Source organism: Kaistella sp. SH40-3, assembly GCF_030686865.1.
GTDB lineage: Bacteria > Bacteroidota > Bacteroidia > Flavobacteriales > Weeksellaceae > Kaistella.
Genome location: NZ_JAQYUS010000002.1, coordinates 285,233 through 308,118, shown reverse-complemented (window position 1 = coordinate 308,118; position 22,886 = coordinate 285,233). Strand labels below are relative to the sequence as shown.

23 protein-coding genes are annotated in these 22,886 nt (G+C 34.8%); 10 read left to right on the top strand and 13 right to left on the bottom strand.

The features are described from left to right. Entirely contained in the window at nucleotides 1-651 is a 651-nt protein-coding gene (upp, locus tag PUH65_RS05190; protein ID WP_305518733.1) for a uracil phosphoribosyltransferase, read from the top strand. 143 nt (nucleotides 652-794) lie between these two features. Here upp and PUH65_RS05185 read toward each other — a convergent pair whose 3' ends face one another. From PUH65_RS05185 to PUH65_RS05175, 3 genes are all read right to left on the bottom strand, one after another. Next, a complete protein-coding gene (locus tag PUH65_RS05185) occupies nucleotides 795-1,448 on the bottom strand; it encodes a ComF family protein (RefSeq protein WP_305518732.1) in 654 nt (217 codons plus the stop codon). A 72-nt stretch (nucleotides 1,449-1,520) separates the two neighbouring features. Further along, nucleotides 1,521-2,564 (bottom strand): lipopolysaccharide assembly protein LapB, encoded by a 1,044-nt coding sequence (locus PUH65_RS05180; protein WP_305518731.1) that lies wholly within the window; start codon nucleotides 2,562-2,564, stop codon nucleotides 1,521-1,523. Nucleotides 2,565-2,603: 39 nt separating this feature from the next. Beyond that, nucleotides 2,604-4,073: a helix-turn-helix domain-containing protein gene (locus tag PUH65_RS05175; RefSeq protein WP_305518730.1), complete on the bottom strand. Its 1,470-nt coding sequence runs from the start codon at nucleotides 4,071-4,073 to the stop codon at nucleotides 2,604-2,606. A 177-nt stretch (nucleotides 4,074-4,250) separates the two neighbouring features. On the opposite strand from PUH65_RS05175, the gene aceB reads away from it, so the two are divergent. The 7 genes from aceB (at nucleotide 4,251) to folK (ending at nucleotide 11,178) form a co-directional block, all read left to right on the top strand. Continuing rightward, nucleotides 4,251-5,828, top strand: a complete 1,578-nt coding sequence (gene aceB / locus PUH65_RS05170) for a malate synthase A (protein WP_305518729.1) — start codon at nucleotides 4,251-4,253, stop codon at nucleotides 5,826-5,828. 230 nt (nucleotides 5,829-6,058) lie between these two features. Beyond that, nucleotides 6,059-7,345, top strand: coding sequence for an isocitrate lyase (gene aceA / locus PUH65_RS05165; RefSeq protein ID WP_305518728.1), 1,287 nt, complete (start codon nucleotides 6,059-6,061; stop codon nucleotides 7,343-7,345). A gap of 275 nt (nucleotides 7,346-7,620) precedes the next feature. Then, on the top strand, nucleotides 7,621-8,166 hold the full coding sequence (locus PUH65_RS05160) for a DUF4142 domain-containing protein (RefSeq protein WP_305518727.1): 546 nt from the start codon (nucleotides 7,621-7,623) through the stop codon (nucleotides 8,164-8,166). Nucleotides 8,167-8,172: 6 nt separating this feature from the next. Then, entirely contained in the window at nucleotides 8,173-8,637 is a 465-nt protein-coding gene (locus tag PUH65_RS05155) for a plastocyanin/azurin family copper-binding protein (RefSeq protein ID WP_305518726.1), read from the top strand. Nucleotides 8,638-8,854: 217 nt separating this feature from the next. Continuing rightward, entirely contained in the window at nucleotides 8,855-9,523 is a 669-nt protein-coding gene (locus tag PUH65_RS05150) for a flavodoxin reductase (RefSeq protein ID WP_305518725.1), read from the top strand. Between the two features lie 78 nt (nucleotides 9,524-9,601). Next, the gene (locus PUH65_RS05145) at nucleotides 9,602-10,321 is read left to right on the top strand and encodes an SDR family oxidoreductase (RefSeq protein ID WP_305518724.1); all 720 of its coding nucleotides are present in this window, start codon (nucleotides 9,602-9,604) and stop codon (nucleotides 10,319-10,321) included. A 95-nt stretch (nucleotides 10,322-10,416) separates the two neighbouring features. Next, on the top strand, nucleotides 10,417-11,178 hold the full coding sequence (folK, locus tag PUH65_RS05140; protein WP_305518723.1) for a 2-amino-4-hydroxy-6-hydroxymethyldihydropteridine diphosphokinase: 762 nt from the start codon (nucleotides 10,417-10,419) through the stop codon (nucleotides 11,176-11,178). Nucleotides 11,179-11,247: 69 nt separating this feature from the next. Here folK and PUH65_RS05135 read toward each other — a convergent pair whose 3' ends face one another. Both PUH65_RS05135 and tyrS read right to left on the bottom strand, forming a co-directional pair. After that, a complete protein-coding gene (locus PUH65_RS05135) occupies nucleotides 11,248-12,000 on the bottom strand; it encodes an acyl-CoA desaturase (protein ID WP_305518722.1) in 753 nt (250 codons plus the stop codon). Between the two features lie 105 nt (nucleotides 12,001-12,105). After that, on the bottom strand, nucleotides 12,106-13,401 hold the full coding sequence (gene tyrS, locus PUH65_RS05130) for a tyrosine--tRNA ligase (RefSeq protein WP_305518721.1): 1,296 nt from the start codon (nucleotides 13,399-13,401) through the stop codon (nucleotides 12,106-12,108). 273 nt (nucleotides 13,402-13,674) lie between these two features. Here tyrS and PUH65_RS05125 point away from each other — a divergent pair, with 273 nt between their 5' ends. Continuing rightward, nucleotides 13,675-14,598, top strand: coding sequence for a mechanosensitive ion channel family protein (locus PUH65_RS05125; protein ID WP_305518719.1), 924 nt, complete (start codon nucleotides 13,675-13,677; stop codon nucleotides 14,596-14,598). A gap of 107 nt (nucleotides 14,599-14,705) precedes the next feature. Next, nucleotides 14,706-15,152, top strand: a complete 447-nt coding sequence (locus PUH65_RS05120; protein ID WP_305518718.1) for a KTSC domain-containing protein — start codon at nucleotides 14,706-14,708, stop codon at nucleotides 15,150-15,152. 290 nt (nucleotides 15,153-15,442) lie between these two features. Here the strand turns inward: PUH65_RS05120 and PUH65_RS05115 are convergent, their stop codons facing one another. From PUH65_RS05115 to PUH65_RS05080, 8 genes are all read right to left on the bottom strand, one after another. Next, nucleotides 15,443-15,757: an HPF/RaiA family ribosome-associated protein gene (locus PUH65_RS05115; RefSeq protein WP_305518717.1), complete on the bottom strand. Its 315-nt coding sequence runs from the start codon at nucleotides 15,755-15,757 to the stop codon at nucleotides 15,443-15,445. A 316-nt stretch (nucleotides 15,758-16,073) separates the two neighbouring features. Continuing rightward, on the bottom strand, nucleotides 16,074-16,325 hold the full coding sequence (locus PUH65_RS05110) for a TM2 domain-containing protein (RefSeq protein WP_305518716.1): 252 nt from the start codon (nucleotides 16,323-16,325) through the stop codon (nucleotides 16,074-16,076). A gap of 26 nt (nucleotides 16,326-16,351) precedes the next feature. After that, a complete protein-coding gene (locus PUH65_RS05105; protein ID WP_305518715.1) occupies nucleotides 16,352-16,534 on the bottom strand; it encodes a hypothetical protein in 183 nt (60 codons plus the stop codon). 226 nt (nucleotides 16,535-16,760) lie between these two features. Continuing rightward, nucleotides 16,761-18,215, bottom strand: a complete 1,455-nt coding sequence (locus PUH65_RS05100) for a sigma 54-interacting transcriptional regulator (RefSeq protein ID WP_305518714.1) — start codon at nucleotides 18,213-18,215, stop codon at nucleotides 16,761-16,763. 156 nt (nucleotides 18,216-18,371) lie between these two features. Continuing rightward, on the bottom strand, nucleotides 18,372-19,514 hold the full coding sequence (locus PUH65_RS05095; protein ID WP_305518713.1) for a VWA domain-containing protein: 1,143 nt from the start codon (nucleotides 19,512-19,514) through the stop codon (nucleotides 18,372-18,374). Between the two features lie 104 nt (nucleotides 19,515-19,618). Then, complete coding sequence (locus tag PUH65_RS05090) at nucleotides 19,619-20,683, bottom strand: Gfo/Idh/MocA family oxidoreductase (RefSeq protein ID WP_305518712.1); 1,065 nt, start codon at nucleotides 20,681-20,683, stop codon at nucleotides 19,619-19,621. A gap of 71 nt (nucleotides 20,684-20,754) precedes the next feature. Continuing rightward, the gene (locus tag PUH65_RS05085; protein WP_305518711.1) at nucleotides 20,755-21,840 is read right to left on the bottom strand and encodes an endonuclease/exonuclease/phosphatase family protein; all 1,086 of its coding nucleotides are present in this window, start codon (nucleotides 21,838-21,840) and stop codon (nucleotides 20,755-20,757) included. A 394-nt stretch (nucleotides 21,841-22,234) separates the two neighbouring features. After that, nucleotides 22,235-22,741 carry a hypothetical protein gene (locus tag PUH65_RS05080; protein WP_305518710.1) on the bottom strand — a complete coding sequence of 169 codons (507 nt, stop codon included), beginning with the start codon at nucleotides 22,739-22,741 and terminating at the stop codon, nucleotides 22,235-22,237. Nucleotides 22,742-22,886: the final 145 nt, after the last annotated feature.

The following is a 22,886-nucleotide window of genomic DNA, read 5'->3' as shown; positions in this document are numbered from 1 at the left end:
ATGATAACAATTCTTTCAGACAATTTCTCTTTAGTAAATACTTGGATTAATGAACTTCGCAATGTAGATGTTCAAACTGACCGATTAAGATTCCGCAGAAATATGGAACGTATCGGCGAAATTGCCGCCTTTGAAATCAGCAAAGGATTAGAAACCGAGGAAATTGAAATCACGACACCTTTAGATAAAATTAAAGCCAAAGAAGTTGCGGTGCAACCTGTAATTACTACGATATTGAGAGCAGGTGTTCCTTTGTTTCAGGGAATTTTAAATTATCTGGATAAAGCAGATTGTGGTTTCGTTGCCGCTTACAGAAAACATGACGCTAATGATTATTTTTCCATTAAACAGGATTATTTAACTTGTCCGAGCGTTGATGGAAGGCCGTTAATCGTCGCAGATCCAATGTTGGCAACAGGAGCAAGTTTAATTGAGGCAATAAAGGATTTATTAAATCACGGGAAGCCAACACAACTTCATATCGTTGCAGCCATCGCATCTCAGCAAGGAGTTGATGCCATTCAAAACGCCTATCCTGAAGCGAAAATCTGGGTTGGAGTGATTGACGAAAAACTAACTTCAAAAGGATATATCACGCCAGGATTGGGTGATGCAGGAGATTTATCTTACGGCGAGAAATTACAGAGATAATCATCTTTAATGTCATATCATTTAAAAAAAATCTGTGTAAATCCGTGGGATCTGTGAGAGTAACAATGCACACAGATTTCACAGATTTGCACAGATAAATATATAATCTTGGAAACTCCTTCTCTTTTTGATAAGGAGTTTTTTTAGTCCATCGCCATTACCAAAACGCTTACTTTATTATTTCCTTCCTTTAAAATTTGCCAGGCCACGGCGCTCATCGTATTTCCAGTCGTGAAAACATCATCGATTAATAAAATATGCTGATTTGAAATTTTCTTGTTAATTGAAAACAGATTTTCATTAAAAGTTCTTTGCTCGCGTCGTTTTTTGGCTTGTGCTTTTTTGTAGAAATTCCTTTTAATTAAAGTGTGATCGCACGAAATTTTCAATTCTTTGGAAAGTGAGTCTGCAAACAAATGCAATTGATTATAACCACGTTCTTTCTCTTTTTTCGGATGAAGTGGAACCGTTGCCAAAAGATCAATTTTCATAGAATTGAAATCAATTTTTTCTAAAGTCCAGTTTGCGATGATTTTTCCGATTTTCTCCCGGCTGCCGTATTTTAACTGATGAATAATCTTTTGACTGGTGCTTTCTTCCTCAAACTGCATCAGCGCGAAAGCACTTTCAATAGGAAAAAGTAACCGACATTTCTCCAGTAAAAGATTGCTTTCGGAATGGTGATGATGCGTAAAATGAATCTGATCAAAACACAATTCACAAACCACTTCTTCATGATGAATGATTCGGTTGCATTCCAAACACCGATTCGGGAAAAGTAAGTCGACTAAAAACATACTTCATTTATTTACTGAAAGTTACGATTTAGTTTTGAATTTAAATCTGGGAAGAATTGTAGTGAATAATGATTATTTATTTTTGGAATTTAATTCTTTTGTAAATTTAGAAATCAAATCATCCAGTTGGTCACCATAAATAATTTTTGCATTTTCGTAAGTTTGATTTTCGGAAAGTTGCAAAAATTTGTCTTTATCGTATTTTATCAAAAACCCTACAAATGCTCCGGAAATTGGATAAAGCAAACTTTCATCGATCTCTTTTCCATCTTGCCACATTTTCTTAATAGAAACCGGATTTAAAATGTTGATTTCCTTTGCACTGGTCATTTTATCATTTTTGTTCTGATCAAAATATACCGCAATTCCTTCATTGATAAATCTTACTTTCAAACTGTTTGGATTTCTCCAATGAATGATGTTGTGAGCGATTTCATGTCCTGCAGATTGATTTGTTCTGTTGTGAGAAATACAAAATTCTGGATTTGTAAATCCTAAATTTTTGTTTAAATATGGATTGTGATTACCTGGTAAATCCCAAACAAAAAAGTCAATTTTCTTTGGAAGTTCAGATTTAAAAAAGGAATTAATCTTATCGAAAGCGTCTTGTCTTGAAGATACAATTGATTTAATATTTTCTTCTGAAATCGTATTTTGGAAATGGAAAATCAGGTTTCTTGACTCCACATTTTTCCAATCTTTGTATAACTCATCAAACCCAAACAGAATTCCCCAATATTTTAATTCATTGTCTGAGTTTTTAGTTCCTGGAATTTCTTTCGCCTTTTCATAAACATTTTTCGCCTCATAAATCTTGCCAAGTCCATAATACGTTTGGATTGATTCAACTGAAATCCAGGCTTTTTGCCAGTTTTCATTACTAAGAACCTTTGCTTTCTCAATAAATAATTCAGCATTTTTGTAATCTTTCTTTTGATTGTACGCTTTCGCAAAAAGAAAATTCATTTCAAATGAATCGGAATCGTTCTTTGAGTTTTGTCCAATTTTAATTGCTTTATCCGGCTGATTTAATTTTAATGCTTCCATCATTTGCTTTAATTGAGAAAAGCAAAGTGTTGAAATTGCAACTAATAGGAGTGTTAAATATTTTTTCATATTTAAACAATAAGGTAAAATTAAGATTTAATATTTTTCTTAAAGCATTTCTTTCCGAATCTTCTGAATCGATTTCTTCATATTTTCATTAAAGATTTCTTTCTCCAGTCTTGAGGGTGGCGCCTGTCGAACCTCGCAATCCGGAATGCTGCAGACTTCGCAAGTTACACCAACATTTACGGTTTTAATCTGATCACTTTTTGCAAATTTAATTTTCTTTAAAGAATTAGAATTCAATAAAATTCCCACACAATAACTTCTGTTTGTTCCATCCGAAAAAGGGTTTTTCTGTGAAGTGGAAATCACCAGATAGGTCAATCCGCTATCTTTATAATGAGAGATTTGAGCATCGGTAAGTTTTTCGTTTTCTTTTAAATTTGAAAGATTTTTTACCGCAATCCAGCGTCTGCAGTAATGTTCGTTCGTTGCATTTGCGTGCGGCGCTTGTTGCTGATTCAAATGCAATTCCTTTAAAATCTGAATTTTATCTGAATTTTTCTTCTTCGTGAAACAGAGATAGAATAGATCTTTAATTCCCAATTCTTGCGGGAGAATGTTCGTTAAACGGTAATAGAAGGTTTCCGGCGAGTTCGTAAATTCTTCGATTAGATTTTCAAAAAGTTTTGGATTCCATTCTGGGTTTTGAAAAAATTCGTTGATTTCCTGGGCTAATATTTCTTTGCGAATCAGCAAACATCCAGCGAAATAAGAAACATAATAGTTATTTAAAAGTTCTTCAAAACTTGTGAAATCTAACCAGGAATACGTGTTCGGACGGGGATTTAGATTCATTACATTAAACCCGATTTCTTTCGCCAGGATAAATGTTTTCTGATCTTCATCTAAAAGTTCATTCAATAAAAGTAATTTCTTTTCCGGAATATAAAGCGACCGTAATTTCCCCGAAGCGCCGTATTGTTCCAAATCCAGAGATCTGATTTCGTACTCAAATTGTATTTTTAAAATATCTTCAAATTCACCGGATTTTGGTTTGCTAGAAATGTTATTTTCCAGAATATAAGCCTTTGCTTTTTCCTCAATGTCCGGAAAATAATTATCATGCAATTCCTGAAAACTTCTAATCACGGCAAAGAAAAAACGCTCTTTACTTAAATTGTAATTCTTTGAAATTTCAATTAAAGTATTGATAAATGCAGTGACTTTTTTCGGAGCATCGCTGATGATGCTGATGAGGTTTGTTTTATTAATTCCAAAAAGGTCAAGCGGAATTTCTTTGAAAAAATCGGACTGTATAATTTCTGCAATCGGCGCTAAACTTTTATCAAGTTTTGTAGAAACCAAATCGTCATAAGTGCAATTCAGCGCTGTGGCAAGTTGTGCAATTTTATCGTGCTTCGGATATTTTTTACCGTTTTCAATCTCATTTAAATAAGATTTAGAAACGCCTGTTAAATTCGCCAGATCTTGTAAAGAAAAATTCTTCTTTTGTCGGAACTGCTTCATTTTCAATCCGAAAACTGTTTTTATAAAATCACTGTCGCTTGCCATTAAGTAAAATTAATTTATACTATTTCTAAATAGATTGTAAAATCCGATGAATACAAAGGTAAATAAAATTATGCGGTTGTTCGCATAATAATTATTTTATAATTTTAGCGAACGTTCGCTGTTAGTGAATATTTTTTGCCTAAGTTTGTAATACCAAATCATTAAAGTTTATACAAAATGGAAACGGCAACACAATTTCAAATTCTTCCTCAAGAACAATACAACGACCTCTTTACTTCCGAATTAGTGAGTTTCTTAACCGCACTTCATTCGAAATTTAATAATGAAAGAATTGCGCTTCTTCATGCGCGGACCATGAAACAGGTAGAATTCGATCATCATCAGCTTCCTAAATTTTTACCTGAAACGGAGGAGATTAGAAATGGTAATTGGGTTTGCAATCCTTTGCCGAAAGATTTGTTGGACAGGAGAGTTGAAATTACGGGACCGGTTGAAAGAAAAATGGTAATCAATGCTTTGAATTCTGGCGCATCAACTTTTATGGCCGATTTTGAAGACAGCAATTCTCCCACTTGGGAAAATTGTATGGAGGGACAAAGAAATCTTTCTGATGCAATCAACAGAACTATCAGTTTTGAAAATGAAAACGGAAAAAGATATGAACTGGGTGAAAATTTAGCCACGCTTTTAGTTCGTCCGCGAGGTTTGCATCTAGAAGAAAAAAATATTGAATTTAATGGTGAAAAAGCCTCAGGTTCTTTAATCGATTTCGGAATTTACTTTTTTAGAAATGCGAAGAAACTAATTGATAATGGAAGCGGGCCTTATTTTTATTTGCCAAAATTAGAACATTATAAAGAAGCGAAATGGTGGAACGACGTTTTCAGATTTTCTCAGGATTATTTAGAAATTCTACAGGGAACAATTAAAGCCACGGTTTTAATTGAAACCATTACGGCTGCTTTTCAACTCGACGAAATTTTATATGAATTAAAAGAACACAGTTCAGGTTTAAACTGTGGACGTTGGGATTATATTTTCTCTTTCATCAAAAAATTTAGAAATCTCCCAGAATTTTTGGTTCCGGACAGAGATCAGGTTACGATGGCTTCTCCTTTTATGAGTGCTTACTCGAAAAGAGTTATTCAGGTTTGTCATAAAAGAAATGTTCACGCGATGGGCGGAATGGCCGCTCAAATTCCAGTTAAAAATAATGAAGCAGAAAATGAAATCGCTTATGCGAAAGTTCGTGCAGATAAAGAACGAGAAGTAAAAAACGGACACGACGGAACTTGGGTCGCCCATCCAGGATTAGTTTCTGTGGCAAAGAAAATCTTTGATGAGTTTATGCCGACGCCAAATCAAATCAATAAAAAATTTGAAGAGTATCATATTTCTGAAGAAAATCTCCTTGAGATTCCAAAGGGAACGATTACTGAAAATGGCGTTAGAAAAAATATTAATGTCGGCATCTTATATATAGAATCTTGGTTAATGGGCGTTGGCGCTGCGGCTTTATATAATTTAATGGAAGACGCTGCAACCGCAGAAATCTCCAGGACACAAATTTGGCAATGGCTTAAAAATCAAGCGAAACTGGACGACGGCAGAACATTAATGCCCGAAATGGTTTTGAACTGGCAGGAAGAAGAACTTGATAAAATTAAAAATTATGTCGGTGAAGAAAGATTCAATAATGGAAAATTTGAACTAGCAACCGAACTTTTTGATGACCTTATTCTAAATGACAACTTTGCAGAATTTTTGACATTGAAAGCGTATCAGTTTATTTAAGAGCCAAGGAAAAAGTAAAAAGAGCCAAGAGGAATAAAACCACAAAAGTCACAAAAGTTTAAGTTAATCTTTATTCTAAAAGTACAAAAAAGAACATTCCCTTTGCAAGTGAAATCGAAGATTCGACGAAGTCAAACGCCTTTGAGTCCGTAATTTCAGAAGTATATTATTCAAAAAATCTTTGCGCCTTTGCGTTTAGAATTTAATACAAATCACAAAAACAAATCGATATGAACAAGCAAGAACAAATCCAGCAACTGGAAAAAGAATGGTTAGAAAGTCCAAGATGGAACGGTATCAAAAGACCGTATTCCGCAGAAAAAGTATTGAAACTTCGAGGTTCTTATAAACTCGATTATACGATTGCAAAATTAATGTCGGAGAAATTATGGGAGAAATTAAACAACCAGGATTTCGTGGCAGGATTAGGTGCTTTAACAGGAAATCAAGCAGTACAGGAAGTTGATGCAGGTTTAGAAGCAATATATCTTTCAGGTTGGCAAGTTGCCGCAGATGCGAATTTGAGTGGCGAAATGTATCCAGATCAAAGTTTGTATCCTGCGAATTCAGTTCCGTCTGTTGTGAAGAGAATTAATAACGCTTTGTTGCGTGCTGATCAAATTCAGTCTGTGAATGAAGTTAAGAGTGAAGATTGCAAAGATTATTTAGTTCCAATCGTAGCAGATGCAGAAGCAGGTTTTGGTGGAAACTTAAATGCTTTTGAACTGATGAAACAAATGATTGAAGCCGGAGCAGCCGGAGTTCACTTTGAAGATCAATTATCTTCTGCTAAAAAATGTGGACATTTAGGTGGAAAGGTTTTAGTGCCAACTCAGGAAGCGATTAACAAATTAGTTGCGGCTCGTTTGGCAGCCGATGTTTGCGGCGTTCCAACTGTTTTGGTAGCGAGAACCGATGCTGATGCTGCAGATTTATTAACTTCAGATATTGATGATAGAGACAAAAGATTCGTGACTGGGAAAAGAACGACTGAAGGATTTTATGAAGTGAATAATGGAGTAGAGCAGGGAATCGACAGAGGTTTGGCTTACGCTCCTTATGCCGATTTGATTTGGATGGAAACTTCAAATCCGGATTTGGATTATGCGAGAAAATTCGCCGAAGGAATTCACGCAAAATTCCCCGGAAAAATGTTGGCGTACAACTGTTCACCCTCTTTCAACTGGGCTGCTAAATTATCAGTTCCCGAAATGGAAACGTTCCGCGAAGAATTAGCCGCTATGGGTTACAAATTCCAGTTCATCACTTTGGCCGGATTCCACGCCTTAAATACTTCGATGTTCGAGTTGGCTTTGGCGTACAAAGAAAGAGGAATGGCCGGTTACAGCGAATTGCAGGAAAGAGAATTCGCCTTACAATCCAAAGGTTTCCGCGCTGTGAAACACCAGAGTTTTGTCGGAACGTCTTATTTCGATGAAGTTCAAACGGTCGTAACAGACGGAAATTCTTCAACAACCGCTTTGGCTGGCTCAACTGAAGCAGAACAGTTTCATTAAGTAAAACACAAAAATTCCATAAATTTTAATTGTTAGAAAATTCCTTCCCTTTTTGGGAGGGGATTTTTTTTTAGAATAAGTTGAAATCTTTTGTAACCTTTCTGTACTTGCTGTACTCTATCTATTTGTAAGCGGTTCGGAGCGGTTTTATTTTTTGATGTTTCATGAAATGCTGTGAACTTCTTATTCACTTTTTTAAGGAAAGAAATTCAAGATTCGAAGAATTTTTTCTTTAAAAATTAAAGCATATCATTCTTAACTTAAAAATCAACAAAATGAAAACGCTAAAAAATTTAGTATTATCAGGGGCAGTGCTATTGTCTGCATTGTTGTCCTCTGTCGCAGTTTCTGCACAAACCGCCAAGACTCCACAACTTACAGATCCTGAAATTGCTTCTGTTGCAGTGACTGCCAACCAAGTAGATATAGATTATGCTAAAATTGCATTGAAAAAATCACATAATAAAGAGGTCATCAACTTTGCTACAACGATGGAAAATGACCATACTGCTGTGATTAAAATGGCGGTAGATCTGGTAACGAAATTAAAAGTAACTCCACTATCCAATGAGGTTTCAAAATCTTTATTGGCTGGGGTAGTAAAAGAAAAAGTAGTTTTAAATGCTAAAACAGGAAAATCATTTGATAAAGCGTATGTCGATAATGAGGTTTCTTATCATGAGGCTGTAATTGGTGTGGTAGAAAATACGCTTATGCCACAGTCTAAAAATGCAGAAGTAAAAGCACTGCTTCAAAAAGCATTACCAATCTTTAAAACGCATCTTGAACATGCAAAAATGCTTCAGAAAACATTGAAATAAAAGATAATGTATTCCTTAAAACATTTTTTTAAAGTAGGATTTTCAGCATTTGCGCTAGTAAGTTTGTTGAATGTCACGAGTTGTAATTCCGGATCCAAAGATGATACGATTCCTGAAGAAACTACTGCACCAGTTAGTGCCACTGCAGAATCTCCGGCCAGTATGTCAACTGTTGATTCAGCATCGGCTGCCAAAAATTTAACTGCTGCAGAATCCAATTCAAAAGCAGAAACTCATGTGGTAACCATCGAAAATATGAAATTTAATCCCGCAACGATTACTGTAAATAAAGGCGATAACGTAACTTTCATTAACAAAGATATTGTAGCACATAATGCAACAGAAGTACAAAATACCTGGGCATCGCCAATGTTACAAACTGGTCAATCCTGGACTTTCAATCCGGAAAAAACAGCAGATTATTATTGTACGGTACACGTCGTGATGAAAGGAAAGATTATTGTAAAATAAAATTTTCCTCCTTTTTTTAAATGATAGAAGAACTTCAGAAAGTATTGAAAATGAATTTGTTGTAATCGGTTTAAATTTCTATTAATTCATCTTTTCTTTATCAGGAATAATGGGTTATTAGAGTTGTGAAGTCGGTTTTAATTTAGTCTCTCATTTTGCTAAATTAATTATTTTGAAAGAAATATTATCGTACATTTATAATCATTAATAATGAATCATGTCCCAATTAACCACCATTAAATCAATTAAACATCTCACTCATGATGTTCTGCAAATCGTACTCGACAAGCCTGCAGGTTTAACTTATATCCCAGGACAGGCGGTAGATATTGCACTTAATAAACCGGACTGGAGCGACAAAAAAAACTGCTTCACTTTTACGTCTGTGCCGGAAGATGATCATATAGAATTTACCATCAAAACCTATCCGGAACATAAAGGTATGACCAATGAATTACTTTCTTCTAAACCGGGAGATGAGGTGATTATTTATGATTCTTTTGGAGATATACATTTTAAAGGAGCGGGAATATTTATTGCGGGTGGTGCTGGAATTACACCGTTTATTGCGATTTTAAAGAATTTAGAAAAACAAAATCAGCTGAGTGGAAATAAACTTCTTTATGCGAATAAGACAAAGGCAGATATCATTTTAGAAGATCGCTTTACCTCAATGCTTGGAAAAAATTTCATCAATATTCTTTCGGATGAGGATTTGGAAGGATATGAACATGGGTATATATCGGCGGATTTAATTAAAAAATATTCCGAAGAACATTTAAAATATTATTACCTCTGTGGTCCGCCTCCAATGATGAATGCGGTTGAAGGCCATTTAGCATCTTTAGGAATCGGCGAAGAATTTATAGTCAAAGAAGGTTTTTAAACTAAATTTCACTCATTTAATATATTGTGCTCAAGTTATATTTTTTAACTTGAGCATTATTTAGCCAAAAAAACAAATATGAAAAATTACGCATTAATAACTGGAAGTGCCGATAGAATCGGAAAAGCAGTCGCAATTCATCTTGCAAAGCAAGGTTATAATTTGGTTCTCCATTATAATTCCTCGAAAGAAAAAGCCCAAAAAGTGAAAGATGATATTGAATCTGGTTACAGCGGTTTGAAAGTTGAATTGCTGCAAATTAATTTTTTAAAAGAAAATGATTTTAATCAAATTTTTCAGGATTTAAAAAAGAAAAAAATCACCATTGAAATTTTAGTTAACTGTGCGTCAGATTTTATTAAATCAAATTTTAAAGAAGAGGGAAGTGAACTTTTAGATAAAGAGATGACCATTAATTTTAAAATTCCTTATCTGCTAACAAAAGCATTTGCAAAGGTTTACGGAAAAGGAAATATCATTAATTTCGTTGATACCAAAGTTACCAAAAATAGTACGGTGCATCTCGATTATATTTTAAGTAAAAAATTATTGAAAGATTTCACCCGAATTTCTGCCGTAGAATTAGCTCCCGACATTCGGGTAAATGGAATTGGACCAGGCTTAATTCTGCCACCAGAAGGTGAAGATGAAAGTTACTTAATGAATTTGGCTCAGAATATTCCGTTAAAGACCATTGGTAATTTAGAGGAGATTTTAAAAGCGGTTCAATTTATTCTGGACAGTAAATTCTTCACCGGGCAAATTTTATATATTGATGGTGGTGAACATTTGGTTTAAAATTAAGTATTTTTGGAAATAGAATCGTTCCAATTCCATTGTAGGTTTTGATTTTATGAACAAAACCTAAATAAACATTAAATAAGAAATAAAATATGGGTGCAACCTATAATCCAAAATTATCCATTGTTCGGGTAGAAAATTTACGTCTGAGAGCATTTATCGGTTTCATGGATTGGGAAACTGAAAAGCTGCAAGATATCATCATTTCTTTCTCCTTTAAATATGATACTGCTTTGGCATCAGAAACTGATGAGGTAGAAAATGCGGTGGATTATAAAAACATTACGAAGGGAATTATTGATTTTGTAGATCAAAAAAGTTTTCATCTCATTGAAGCTTTGGCGGAGAAAATTTACACTTATATTCAATCTTCTAATGCCGGGCTGCAAGATATCTGGGTGAAAGTTGAAAAACCAAATGCTTTGCGTTTCACAGATAATGTGATGGTTCAGATTGATGGTTCAGACCGATACAATACCGCAGTAATTGCTTTAGGTTCAAATATTAATGACGATGCAAACTTTACTAAAGCTTTAGCGCATCTTCAGCAATTAGGTTTTATCATGCAGCGTACAGAATTCATCAAAACGAAACCTCTCAAATTTGAAGATCAAGCAGAATTTTTAAATGGAGCAATTCTTCTTCATACTAAAAAAAGTTTGTCTGAAATAAAAATGCATTTAAAACAAATTGAAGCATTATTAGGAAGAGTACGAATTGAAAATAAAAATGCGCCGCGAGAAATTGATTTAGATGTTCTTACGTACAATGGATTCATCATTGACAAAGATATTGAAGAACTGCCTTTCCTTATTGATTTTGTGCAGCACCTTCAGCCTGAGATACAACTTTAGGATTTAGAAAAACATAAAGAAATTATAAAAAAGCGTCTCGCCAAATATTTGACGAGACGCTTTTTATTTTTAATGTTCTCTTCTAACAACTTCAACAGGTTTCAGTTTGATCAGTTTCATTTTATCTAAAAGAATCATAATGTAATAAGTAACATCGATTTCGTGCCATCTTACGCCACCGAAGTTCGCTCTGCCACCGTGTTTGTGGTGATTGTTATGGTAACCTTCGCCCATCATTAACCAGTCGAAACGGAAAAGATTTTTAGAAGTATCAGAAACTTTGAAGTTGGTATAACCGTAGATGTGTCCGAACCAATTGATGATTACACCGTGAATTGGCGCCATCATATAGGCAACAGGTAACAAAAGCCATTGCCACCAAGCGGTTGCAAAAAAGTAGAAAAATACGGTGTACGCAATTCCCCATGCTAATCGGGAACCCCAAGAACTGGCGAATTTATCGAAACCTTCCCACTGAGGAACATTCTTTGTAAATTTTTCTTCGATGATTGCTTTCTGACTGTTAATGTCTGCATAAATTTTCTTTGTACGCCACATCATCGAAAATAAATTGTCGTCGTATTTCGGTGAGTGTGGATCTTTCTCCGTATCTGCGTAAGCATGATGCATTCTGTGCATAACGCCATATCCGTAAGCTGAAAGATAGTTAGAACCTTGTGTAACCCAAGTTAAAACATAACATAATTTTTCCCCAAACTTTGACATTTTGAAGGATTGGTGAGCCGCATATCGGTGCAGAAAAAAAGTTTGAAAAAATAGTCCCGAATACCAAAGGACAATGATGAATAGGATGATAACCATAGTATATATTATTTCACAAAGATACGAGGAAAACCCTAAAGATGAAAGCCGGAAATCATCCGGCTTTCACAATTGTTTGTTAATACTGATGAATATCAGTTTTATTTAAATAGCTTTTACAATGAAATAATTCTTCTTTCCTTTTTGTAGTAAAAGGAATTTGCCATCGATTAAATCTTTTTCAGCAATTTCGAAAGTCTCGCTTACTTTTTCTTTATTAATGGAAATTGCATTGCTGGTCAATTCTCTTTTTGCTTCTCCTTTAGATTTTAGGAAACCAGATTTGTCAGAAATTAAATCAATGATATTGCTTCCAACAACTTCAGATTTTAAGAGCTCCTTTTGTGGAACTCCTTCAAAAACTTCTAAGAAAGTTGCTTCATCCAAACTTACTAACTCTTCTGCAGTAGAACGCCCAAATAAGATTTCGGAGGCTTTCACTGCTTTTTCAAATTCTTCGCGGTTGTGAACCCAAACTGTCACTTCTTCGGCTAGTTTTTTCTGCAACTTTCTTTCGTGTGGAGCAGTTTTATGATCTTCAATTAAAGTTTCAATTTCTTCTTTACTTAGGAAAGTGTAATATTTAATGAATCTTTCCGCATCCGCATCCGTTGCGTTTAGCCAAAATTGGTAGAATTTATAAGGCGAAGTCCTTTTCGCATCCAGCCAGTAATTTTCACCTGCTTCAGATTTTCCGAATTTAGAACCGTCGGCTTTTGTAATCAAAGGCATCGTTAAAGCAAATGCTTCTCCCTGAACTTTTCTGCGGATTAATTCTGTTCCGGTGGTGATATTTCCCCACTGATCAGAACCACCCATTTGCAGCCTCATATTTTTCTCTTTGTACAAATGAAGGTAATCGTATCCTTGTAATAATTGGTAAGAAAACTCGGTGAAACTCATTCCTTCTGCGCCACCTTCTCCGGTAATTCTTTTCTTCACCGACTCTTTCGCCATCATGTAATTCACGGTGATATGTTTACCGGTATCACGAATAAAATCCAGGAAAGAAATTTCTTTCATCCAGTCATAATTGTTCACCAATTCGGCACTGTTCGGTTCTGATCCGTCAAATTTCAAAAACTTTGACAATTGTTTTTGTAAACAAGCAACGTAATGGTTTAGTGTATCTTCATCTAAAGCATTTCGCTCATTAGATTTCCCAGAAGGATCACCGATCATGCCGGTTGCGCCACCTACTAAAGCGATTGGTTTATGACCGTGTTGCTGATAATGCGCCAGAACTTTGATAGGGATTAAACTTCCGATATGCAACGAATCTGCGGTTGGATCAAAGCCTATATACGCTGTGGTCATTTCCTTATTCAGTTGTTCTTCGGTTCCTGGCATCATGTCGGCAAACAGGCCGCGCCATTTTAGTTCTTCAATAAAAGCGTTCATTATTTTGCAAATTTTATAAGACGCAAAGGTAGGGATTTTGAATGGATGACAGAGGAGACATCAATTCTAATTTCCTATAAAGCATAGAAAGGGGATAAATTACAGTAACTAATTAGTTATTGATAAGAAGATATTTTATGTTTGTCGGAAATATTCTATTATTAAATTTCACCAAAATTTGTGGCTGGTCTGTTTTTTTCATATCTTTTTTATACTTTATTTTTTAGGAAAAAGATATTATTTTTTCACTATTAAAATTTGATCAAAAATTTTATGGAAAATCACCAAAATAAAAAATGGATTATCATTTACAGTTCAGTTGCTATTGCTTTGATTGTTCTTTACTACGTCGTGAATCTGCCCATATTAGAACCATGGAATCACTATGTTCCTTTTTTGCGAAAACTGAGTTTAAGTTTGTTTTTAATCTCAATTATATTTCTGATCAGTAAATTAATTGAACGGTTAATTTATAGTCAAAATCACATTGAAGGTGATCGTTATAATCTTTTGAGAATTGTGAAGTTTCTTGCTTTAGTTTTCAGTTTGATTGTTGCAGCCTCATTTTTATTTCAAAACCTTTATGCTGCTGCAGTGAGTTTTGGTTTGATTTCTTTGGTATTAGGTTTTGCTTTACAGGCGGCAATTGCTTCATTTATTGCTTGGGTTTATTTGGTGTTCCGGCGTTCTTATTTAGTAGGCGATCGAATTCAGATCAAAGGGTTCCGTGGAGATGTGGTTGAAATTAATTATCTGGATACTTCTATTTTGGAATGCTCCGGAGATTATTTGGGGAATGACAGAAGAAGTGGCAGAACCATTCGGTTTCCTAACAGTTTAATTTTGCGCGAAGAAATTATTAATTATTCAGGCCCACAAGTTCCATTTATCTGGAATGAAACGGCGATTCAGATTTCCTATACCAGTGATCTGCAGTTTGTAGAGGAGTGCCTTTTAGAAGCAGCACGAAAAGATTTCAAAGAAGAGTATCCACAATACAATATGAAAAAACATGCGCAGTGGGAACCGGCAGTTTATTTCCGAAACAACGTTTATGCCTGGATGGAAGCGGTAGTAAGTTATCCCGTGGAACCAAACGATACTACCGGCCGGCGAAACCGAATTTTAAAATATGCGTTACCAAAGTTGAATGAAGCGCCTGATCAAGTACAATTTCCGGAAGGAGTGGCGAGATAAAATGGCCTCTTAAATAAAATTTGTAATTTGCTCAAAATCAACACGCTTTGAATAGTTGTATTAAATTTTAATTGACTAATTTTGCACCCGCAAAAAAGGAACAAGTTATGAAAAGAGTTGGTGAGCACAGAAAGCTTCTTGGGGTTGATAAAACTGCAACATTAAAAGATTTAAAAACAATTTACAGAAATACGATGAAGGATGCGCATCCTGATAAATTTGTAAATGATGACGAGGCAAAATTGGAGGCAGAAGAGAAAAGCAAATCGGTGATTGAAGCCTATCACTTTTTGGTGAGCATTAATCCAGAAACGCAAGAAAAATACAAAGAAGAATATACCGAAACGATTGCAAAATCGAATATTCAGGATTTTGATTATGAAAAACAGATTTTGAAAGTTCAGCATTTGAATGGTAAAATGTATGAATACATCGGAGTTCCGAGAAATACGTATATCAAAATGGTCAATGCAGATTCGCCAAGTCGTTTCGCCAGAAGACACATTTATGGAAACTATATTTACCGAAAAAACGGTGAAGCAATGGAAGATTAATTTTCTTTTGTTTTAAAATTTTAAAAAGCACAATCTTGGAGAAGATTGTGCTTTTTTATTTTTTGAAATTTATAAAAAAAACGAGTTGATTGTAGATAGGAAATAGTTTAAAAGATGATTTATTATCTTTTTATCAATCAAAATATTTTCTCAGTATTTGGTTATATTCTTTTTTTTCTCGATTAATTCCTTTTTTTTAACTGGTTTGCAAGTCTCTTAGTTTTAAAAAAAAGACGTCCCAAAAGGACGCCTTATATTTTAAGAATTTCTTAATTCTAAAGTACAATTGATTAATAGCTTCTCAATTTACCCATGACAGAATCCAGCGAGTTTTTCATTTTGTTGGTAGCATCAGTCACTGCTTGATCGATGGAGTTTCCTTGTCCAGTAACTGCAATCGGTTGCATTCCTTTGAGGCGTGCTTCCAAAACGCATTTCTTATCATTTTCTCCTTCTTTGCTGGCATTTTCATCGCTGATTTTCACTTCTAGTCGGGTCAAATGTTCACTGAATCTTTCGAATGCACTTTCTAAATCTGCTTTCATGTAAGATCTCATTTCTTGACTTCCTGAAATGTTGTGGTCCGTGTTAATTAAGATTTCCATTTTAAATTCTATTTTTTAATGATTTAATAAGTTATTTTTTGACTCTTTTATAAAGATAAGAATTAGAAATATAATGAGAAACATTATTGACCTGTTTAACATCAGATTAACAAAATCACCCTTGTACATTAACATACGATAAGATTTAAGTTATTCAAATTTTGGATTTATAACATTCAGAAATATCTTTTAACCTTGATTTACTCCTATTAAAAGAGTGAATCGCACAGTTTCATTAAGCAACGAATACGCTGAAATCTAAGTGTCAGAACTACAAATAATTTATTTTTGAATAAGAAACAGTTTAAATTGTTTTTTATTTCTTTCGTTCCTCCAGTAATTCCAATTCTTCAATCTGGTCTGCAATTCTTCGGTTATATCTGTTCACTTTTCCGGGAATAAGAAATAGATCCAGGAAAGCCCAAATTCCTAAACCTCCAGCAGTGATCCAAAATAAAATTTGAGTTCCCCACCGTCCTAGGTAGGCGTAATGACAACCCAGAAAAAACCAGCATAAATAGGCGATTCCTGATGATTTCATTTTAGACATGAGGTAATATTTGTTCATGATTTTAGTTTTTAATTATTTCCAACTTAAGTGTCGATTTTTAATTCAGAAAAGTTGGCGCTCAGGGTTGGATTTTCTTTGGTTAGTTTTTTAATGGTCAAATCCTCGGCTTTATTGTTTTCCGAACAAAGATTGTTTTTCCGAAGACAAAGGAGATCTTTCGTTTTTTGAAGATGATCGATTATTTTATCGATTTCGTCAATTGTCATTTTAGATTTACGGATTGCCAGGATTCTTTTTAGAAATAATTCAACTGTTTATTTCTTACTTAACAATAGAATTCACTCAAATATAATTACAATCTTGCTTATTGCCAAATATTTCTTTTTTGGATTTTAAGAAAAAAGTATGTTATCGATCAAAATTAAAAACCTCATTCAAAATTTATTTTTAAATGAGGTTTTTAAGTGAATTAAGAGTTGTTAAAATTTTTATTTAATTGCTGTAATATTTTCCAAGTCCGGCCGCATCAAAGGTAAACGCACTTTCGTTTTCAGATTTGTCTAATTTTTTATTCAGCGTTAAAGCCCATAAAATAAGTTCTTTGCAGAAGTCTTTATCTTCGGTACTGAAATCTGCAGCATATTCTTCTACCACTTCTGAGAGCGGAGGAATACTGTTGAGTTTTTTATAAAATTCCTTATCGGTATCGTCGTAATTCAATTCTAGTGAATTTTTATTAAACCACTTGATCACGTCGGTGTAAGGTGTTTTAATTCCTTCTTTCTCCAATTTTGGAATGCGTGGGAAAATCATTTCAAATTGAGTCATGACTGCTTTGTCGATCAACAATTTCGCTACATGATCTGCACCTTCCTGTTCGCCTTCGTAAACCAGTTCAATTTTTCCGGTGATGGATGGAATAATCGACATGAAATCTAACAAGCGAATCGTGGTTTTATCTGCATCTGATTCAATCAAACGTAACTTTGCAGCAGCCATTAAATTTTCCATGGCGCTGATTGTTAAACGAGCACTGACGCCACTTTTCGCATCCACGTATTCACTATCTCTGGCAGCAAATGCGACTTCTTCTAAAAGATCTTTTGCCAGATTAGGAACCTGAATCTGGGCTTTATCTTCTGCTGAAATCTGGGCTTCCTGTTCGGTGATGTGCCGAGCAAGTTCGATTGTTTTTGGATAATGTGTGAAAATCTGAGAACCGATTCTGTCTTTCAAAGGCGTTACAATACTTCCTCTATTCGTGTAATCTTCCGGATTTGCGGTAAAGATAAACTGAATATCCAACGGCATTCTCAATTGAAATCCACGGATTTGAATATCGCCTTCCTGCAGAATATTAAATAAAGAAACCTGAATTCTCGCCTGTAAATCGGGCAATTCATTCAACACGAAAATGCAACGGTTTGCTCTCGGAATCATTCCGTAATGCAAAACGCGTTCATCGGAATACGGAAGTTTTAAAGTCGCTGCTTTAATCGGATCGATATCCCCAATTAAATCCGCCACGTTTACATCTGGAGTTGCCAGTTTTTCATAAAAACGATCCGAACGGTGAACCCAAGAAATCATCGTTTCATCGCCTTCCGCATCAATTAAATCTCTTGCGTATTTTGAAATCGGATTGAAAGGGCTGTCGTTGATTTCAGATCCTTTGACAATCGGCATATTTTCATCGAGCAAACTCACCATGCTGCGTGCAATTTTGGTTTTAGCCTGTCCGCGCAATCCTAAAAGATTGATGTGATGTCCCGCCAGAATTGCTTTTTTTAATTGTGGAACTACCGTGTCTTCATAACCCCAAAGTCCTTCAAATACAGGTTCTTTTGCTTTAATCTTCGCAATTAAGTTTGCTTGAATTTCCTGGTTAATGGTTTTATGTTGGTAACCGGAATCTTTTAATTCTTTAAATGTGATATCTTTTTTCATGTAATTTAATATTATTTTTTCTGACAAAGACGCAAAGGTTAAAACGCAATGAACGCAAAGGTTTTAATCGTCTTTCAGTAATGTGATTGTAAGTCTATTATCTATCCCTCTATTATCTATCCCTCTATTATCTATCCGTCTGTTTCTATCTGTCTTTTAAATTCTCCTGATTCTATTCTTCTCGTAATCTTCAAAAATCATTTCGCCCAAACCAGAAAGTCCGGTCAGGAATGCTTTACCCTGGTTTTGTGCCGTAAATGCTTCCACGAATTTTCTTAAATAAGGATCTTGAGCGATCATAAAAGTAGTGATGGGAATTTTAAGTTTTCTCGCCTCCGCGGCTTTATGGAGACATTGGGAGACAATGAATTCGTCAAGACCGTTACTGTTCATATAAAATTCTCCAGAAGGTAATTTTATGCAACTCGGTTTTCCATCGGTGATCATAAAAATCTGCTTGTTCGTATTTCGTTTTCTACGCAGAATATCCGTCGCCAGTTCTAAACCTGCAACGGTATTCGTATGATAAGGTCCGACTTGTAAATAGGGAAGATCTTTCACTTTAATGGGCCAGGCTTCATTTCCAAAAACAATAATATCGATAGAATCTTTTGGATACTTGCGTCTGATCAATTCTACCAAAGCCATGGCGACTTTTTTGGCGGGCGTAATTCGGTCTTCACCATACAGAATCATCGAGTGGCTGATGTCGATCATTAAGACCGTGCTCATCTGCGCTTTATGTTTTGTTTCTTCTACGATGAGGTCGTCTTCGGTTAATCGAAGGTCTGAAATGCCATTATTAATTTGGGCGTTTTTCAAACTTTCGGTCATGTTTAAAGTTGAAAGATCATCACCGTATTGAAAGTTTCTGTTTTCGCCATCGCGTTCATCACCAACGCCCACTTTTTTAGTGTTGTGATTTCCGATTCCCGTTTTTTTCAGTTTTCCGAAAATCTGATCTAAGGCAAATTCACGTAAAGCCGCTTCCAGTTTTGCAGTTAAAATATTTTTGCCTTTTCCGGTTCCGGTGTTGCCGTCTTTGGGATTGATTTCTTCTTTAATGTAACCACGCTTTTTCAAATCCTCTTCAAAATCTGCCAAAGTATATTCATCGGTGAAAATATCGTATTCTTTATCGAGCATTTCCAGCCATTCGAAGGCTTCTTCAATATCGCCGGAAGTGTGGGTCAGCAAATCTTTAAAAACGTCAAAAACCCGATCGAAATGAGAAACTTCTTCGGGAGTATATTTTTTGAACGTAAAACCTTTGCCGAAATTTAAATCTTTATTCTTCATTTTCTATCTCTCAATTAGTGCGATTAAAGTATGGAAATATTGTTCCAATGATGCTTTTTGAAATATAGAAAAATCTAATGACGGTTATTTCAATTGAGCGACAATTAGTTGTCCTTTAAATCAATAACTTTTCCTTCTTTAAAACTTTCCAAAGCCGCTTCGATGATTTTCATATTCTGAATAATTTCTTCCGCAGGTGAAGGTAATGGATTTCCGAAAACGATATGTTCGTAAATTTCCTGGTAATAATTCATATAATTTCCCGGTTCGCTGGAAGTGAGTATTCTCTCTGAATCAGCATTTTCATTTTCATAATTTAGAATTCCGTCGGGTTGGGTTAAAGGTTTTGTCCAGTCTTTATTTAAAATAGGAATTGCGCCGGCAACCAATTCAGTTTCCTGATTATCAGTTCTTTCCTGTAAAAAACTTCCTTTGTTGCCGTGAAGAGTGTAGGCGTAATGGGCCTCTTTGCTGAAAACAGAAGATTTCAGACGAACTCTTAAATCATTTTTATAATAGAGGAGAATTTCAAAATAGTCATTGGCGAAGGCTGAACCTTTCATTGAAAATACATCTGCAAACATTTTCTCAGGGAAACCAAAAAGTTGAGTTGCCTGATCGATGAGATGCGAACCTAAATCATGAAGTGCACCAGAGCCATTCAACTTCGGATTTTCTTTGTGTTCTTTTGCGCTTGGTTCAGTTCGGAAACGGTCGAACCGGATTTCAACTTCTTTTAATGTTCCTAGTTTTCCGGTTTCTAAAATCTTTTGAACCTGAAGATAATCGCGGTCAAATCTACGGTTTTGATAAACACTGAGAAAGAGTTTTTTTTCTTTTGCCAATGTTACCAACGCTTCGGCTTCGGAAGTATTTACGGTAAACGGTTTTTCTACAATTACATTTTTACCCGCTTCCAAAGCCATTTTCACATATTCGAAATGGGTTTGGACCGGCGTGTTGACGACGACTAAATCAAGATCTGCCTGCTGAAGCATTTCTTCTACAGACTTATAAATCGTGCTTTCAGGATATTTGGCTTTGGATTCTTCTTTGGACCGTTCAACGACTGCAGCCATATAAAAGCCCGGATGTTCTTTTAAAAACGGCGCATGAAAAACTTTTCCACTCATTCCATAGGCACAAAGTCCCACTTTTACCAATTGCATATTCTAAATTTTAATAAATGTATTGATAAAAATAGTGCTTTAAAATTACATCAGTTAAAAATTAGGGGAAATTATTCAGTAACTATGGTTGGCCGATCACCTTCTTCTTCAATTCCTTTTTGTATTAATTCTTCAACTTCTTGTTTTTCATCGTCTTGCAGGTATTCCAGTTCGTCTTCCTGAATATCTTCTTTTTTATTAATGAAAAACGTGCAGTAGAGTGGTAGATGATCACTGCCAATATTTCGCAAGGTTCTAAAATCTTCTATGAAAATATCGGTAGAATGAAAGAACAAGTCGATGGGAAATCGCAGAAACCAATATTTTGCGTGGAAGGTGGCAACAAATCCTCGTCCGATTCGGGGATCGATTAATTCAGAAGTTTTCCGAAATAAAACAGAAGAGCGAGCCCAAGCAACATTGTTAAAATCACCGACCACAATCACCGGGCTTTTTATTTCTTTTACCTCTTTTGCCACGGCCAATAATTCACCATCTCTTTCTTTTGACGTGTCTTCTTCGGTCGGACTTGGCGGTGGCGGATGAACACCGAAAAAGGTGAAAGGTTGCCCGTTGTCAGTTAAGAGAGAGGCTTCGATGCTTGGTAAATCGTCGGCAATAAAGTAATTGACTTTAATGCTTTCCACTTTAAGTCGCGTATAAAAATGAATTCCATACGTGTTTTCTAAAGGAACTTTTTTGAAATTAGGATAATCACTTTCAATTTTGGTTAAGGCATTTTCCCAATCCTGATTCGATTCCATGGTTAATAAAATATCAGGTTTGGCTTCATTTACCAAATCGATTAACTTTCGATAACCGTTATTAAACTGATAAACATTGACTGAAATGATTGATATTAACTCGGAATGTTTCACTACTTTTTGCGCAGGTTTTCTTTTATAAATTACCGTGTATGGAATTAAAATAATAATATGGTTGATGATAAAGCCTATACTCACCACGGCGCTTCCCCAGAAAATTAGGGATTTTGGCGTAAAGAATACCAATCCAAAAACCAAAATTCCAAGTTGCAAAATGACTACCTGGATTCTAGCAAATTCCCAAATTCGAAAGAACCAATGCTGATTCGGGATTAGAGGAAGAATACTTGCGACAATACAAAAGGAGGTGAAAATAAAGTAAAATAGATGCATAGAATGTAAATAGGTTTGATCCTTTTTATTGGCAGGTGAATTTATTTGCAATAAAGATAATAAATTATACAGGAGTTCATCATGAAAATTAACGGATAACGGAAGTGAACTCAATTCTATTTCTTCCCAGGAATAAAACTAGCACCAGTTTTTACCTTTACGTTTAAAATATTTATAACTGCAGTTTTCAAATCCTCATATTTTTAGTACTTATTTTTTCATAATTAATGAGAACATAATTAATGATCTTAATCAAATTTCTAATAATCAAAAAGTCTTTGTAAATCATTTCCTGATTGAACTTGTGCGTTGGAATAAATCGCAAAAATGTAAAAAGTACAAGTAAAATCCCTTTTATTGTTTGATTAACTTTAAAAAGTGTTTTAGTACAATTTTATTTCTCGAAATAGTCCGAAATGTTTTTTCTGAAAGTGATCAGAATTCCACCGAGCAGAAGATTAAGAGCTGGAACAATAAGGTTCATCGCAGGGTTTTCTTCAACTGGAAAATTAGAATCAAGGCTTTTTCTGAAAACAAGATAAAGACCAGAAATTAGAGTAGTACTATTTTCAATAATTAAAAATCCACCGGTAATAAAAAGCGAGATATGGAGAATATTCTTTGCATTAAAATTATTAATGGAGATTGAATTATTATCAAAGTTTTTATCGAGTTTAAAAAGGTCAATGACTTTTTCCGGATTCCTGATGAGGAAATATAAAATTCCGATAGTAATTAGAAGAATGAAGATGAGGTAAAAAATAGTTCCTATTCTCTGGCTGAAATCCACGTCGAAACTCATAAATCCAATTTGAGACGGTAGGAACGAGAAAAGAATTTGAATGAAAAAATAAAGCCCGACGACTTTAATTAAAATTTTGAAGAAATCTCTGTTGGTCATGCTTAATGATTTTGTTGCTTCGTAAATGTAATTACAATCTGACTCTCAGACAACTGTTTTTTCACCGTCCAATTTTCAGTGAAATATTCCCACTGCTATTCGGTTAAAAAACCTTATTTTTGCAAAAATTATAGCCCGAAGATTC

Bases quoted from the DNA above. Each gene is read 5' to 3' on its own strand.
- aceB (WP_305518729.1), top strand. From the start codon at position 4,251: ATGGAAACGGCAACACAATTTCAAATTCTTCCTCAAGAACAATACAAC.
- tyrS (WP_305518721.1), bottom strand. From the start codon at position 13,401: ATGAACGCTTTTATTGAAGAACTAAAATGGCGCGGCCTGTTTGCCGAC.
- PUH65_RS05150 (WP_305518725.1), top strand. From the start codon at position 8,855: ATGTCCCAATTAACCACCATTAAATCAATTAAACATCTCACTCATGAT.
- PUH65_RS05100 (WP_305518714.1), bottom strand. From the start codon at position 18,215: ATGAAAAAAGATATCACATTTAAAGAATTAAAAGATTCCGGTTACCAA.
- PUH65_RS05080 (WP_305518710.1), bottom strand. From the start codon at position 22,741: ATGACCAACAGAGATTTCTTCAAAATTTTAATTAAAGTCGTCGGGCTT.
- PUH65_RS05185 (WP_305518732.1), bottom strand. From the start codon at position 1,448: ATGTTTTTAGTCGACTTACTTTTCCCGAATCGGTGTTTGGAATGCAAC.
- aceA (WP_305518728.1), top strand. From the start codon at position 6,059: ATGAACAAGCAAGAACAAATCCAGCAACTGGAAAAAGAATGGTTAGAA.
- PUH65_RS05155 (WP_305518726.1), top strand. From the start codon at position 8,173: ATGTATTCCTTAAAACATTTTTTTAAAGTAGGATTTTCAGCATTTGCG.
- PUH65_RS05125 (WP_305518719.1), top strand. From the start codon at position 13,675: ATGGAAAATCACCAAAATAAAAAATGGATTATCATTTACAGTTCAGTT.
- PUH65_RS05145 (WP_305518724.1), top strand. From the start codon at position 9,602: ATGAAAAATTACGCATTAATAACTGGAAGTGCCGATAGAATCGGAAAA.
- PUH65_RS05180 (WP_305518731.1), bottom strand. From the start codon at position 2,564: ATGAAAAAATATTTAACACTCCTATTAGTTGCAATTTCAACACTTTGC.
- PUH65_RS05110 (WP_305518716.1), bottom strand. From the start codon at position 16,325: ATGAACAAATATTACCTCATGTCTAAAATGAAATCATCAGGAATCGCC.
- PUH65_RS05120 (WP_305518718.1), top strand. From the start codon at position 14,706: ATGAAAAGAGTTGGTGAGCACAGAAAGCTTCTTGGGGTTGATAAAACT.
- PUH65_RS05095 (WP_305518713.1), bottom strand. From the start codon at position 19,514: ATGAAGAATAAAGATTTAAATTTCGGCAAAGGTTTTACGTTCAAAAAA.
- PUH65_RS05160 (WP_305518727.1), top strand. From the start codon at position 7,621: ATGAAAACGCTAAAAAATTTAGTATTATCAGGGGCAGTGCTATTGTCT.
- PUH65_RS05090 (WP_305518712.1), bottom strand. From the start codon at position 20,683: ATGCAATTGGTAAAAGTGGGACTTTGTGCCTATGGAATGAGTGGAAAA.
- folK (WP_305518723.1), top strand. From the start codon at position 10,417: ATGGGTGCAACCTATAATCCAAAATTATCCATTGTTCGGGTAGAAAAT.
- PUH65_RS05085 (WP_305518711.1), bottom strand. From the start codon at position 21,840: ATGCATCTATTTTACTTTATTTTCACCTCCTTTTGTATTGTCGCAAGT.
- PUH65_RS05105 (WP_305518715.1), bottom strand. From the start codon at position 16,534: ATGACAATTGACGAAATCGATAAAATAATCGATCATCTTCAAAAAACG.
- PUH65_RS05115 (WP_305518717.1), bottom strand. From the start codon at position 15,757: ATGGAAATCTTAATTAACACGGACCACAACATTTCAGGAAGTCAAGAA.
- PUH65_RS05135 (WP_305518722.1), bottom strand. From the start codon at position 12,000: ATGGTTATCATCCTATTCATCATTGTCCTTTGGTATTCGGGACTATTT.
- PUH65_RS05175 (WP_305518730.1), bottom strand. From the start codon at position 4,073: ATGGCAAGCGACAGTGATTTTATAAAAACAGTTTTCGGATTGAAAATG.
- upp (WP_305518733.1), top strand. From the start codon at position 1: ATGATAACAATTCTTTCAGACAATTTCTCTTTAGTAAATACTTGGATT.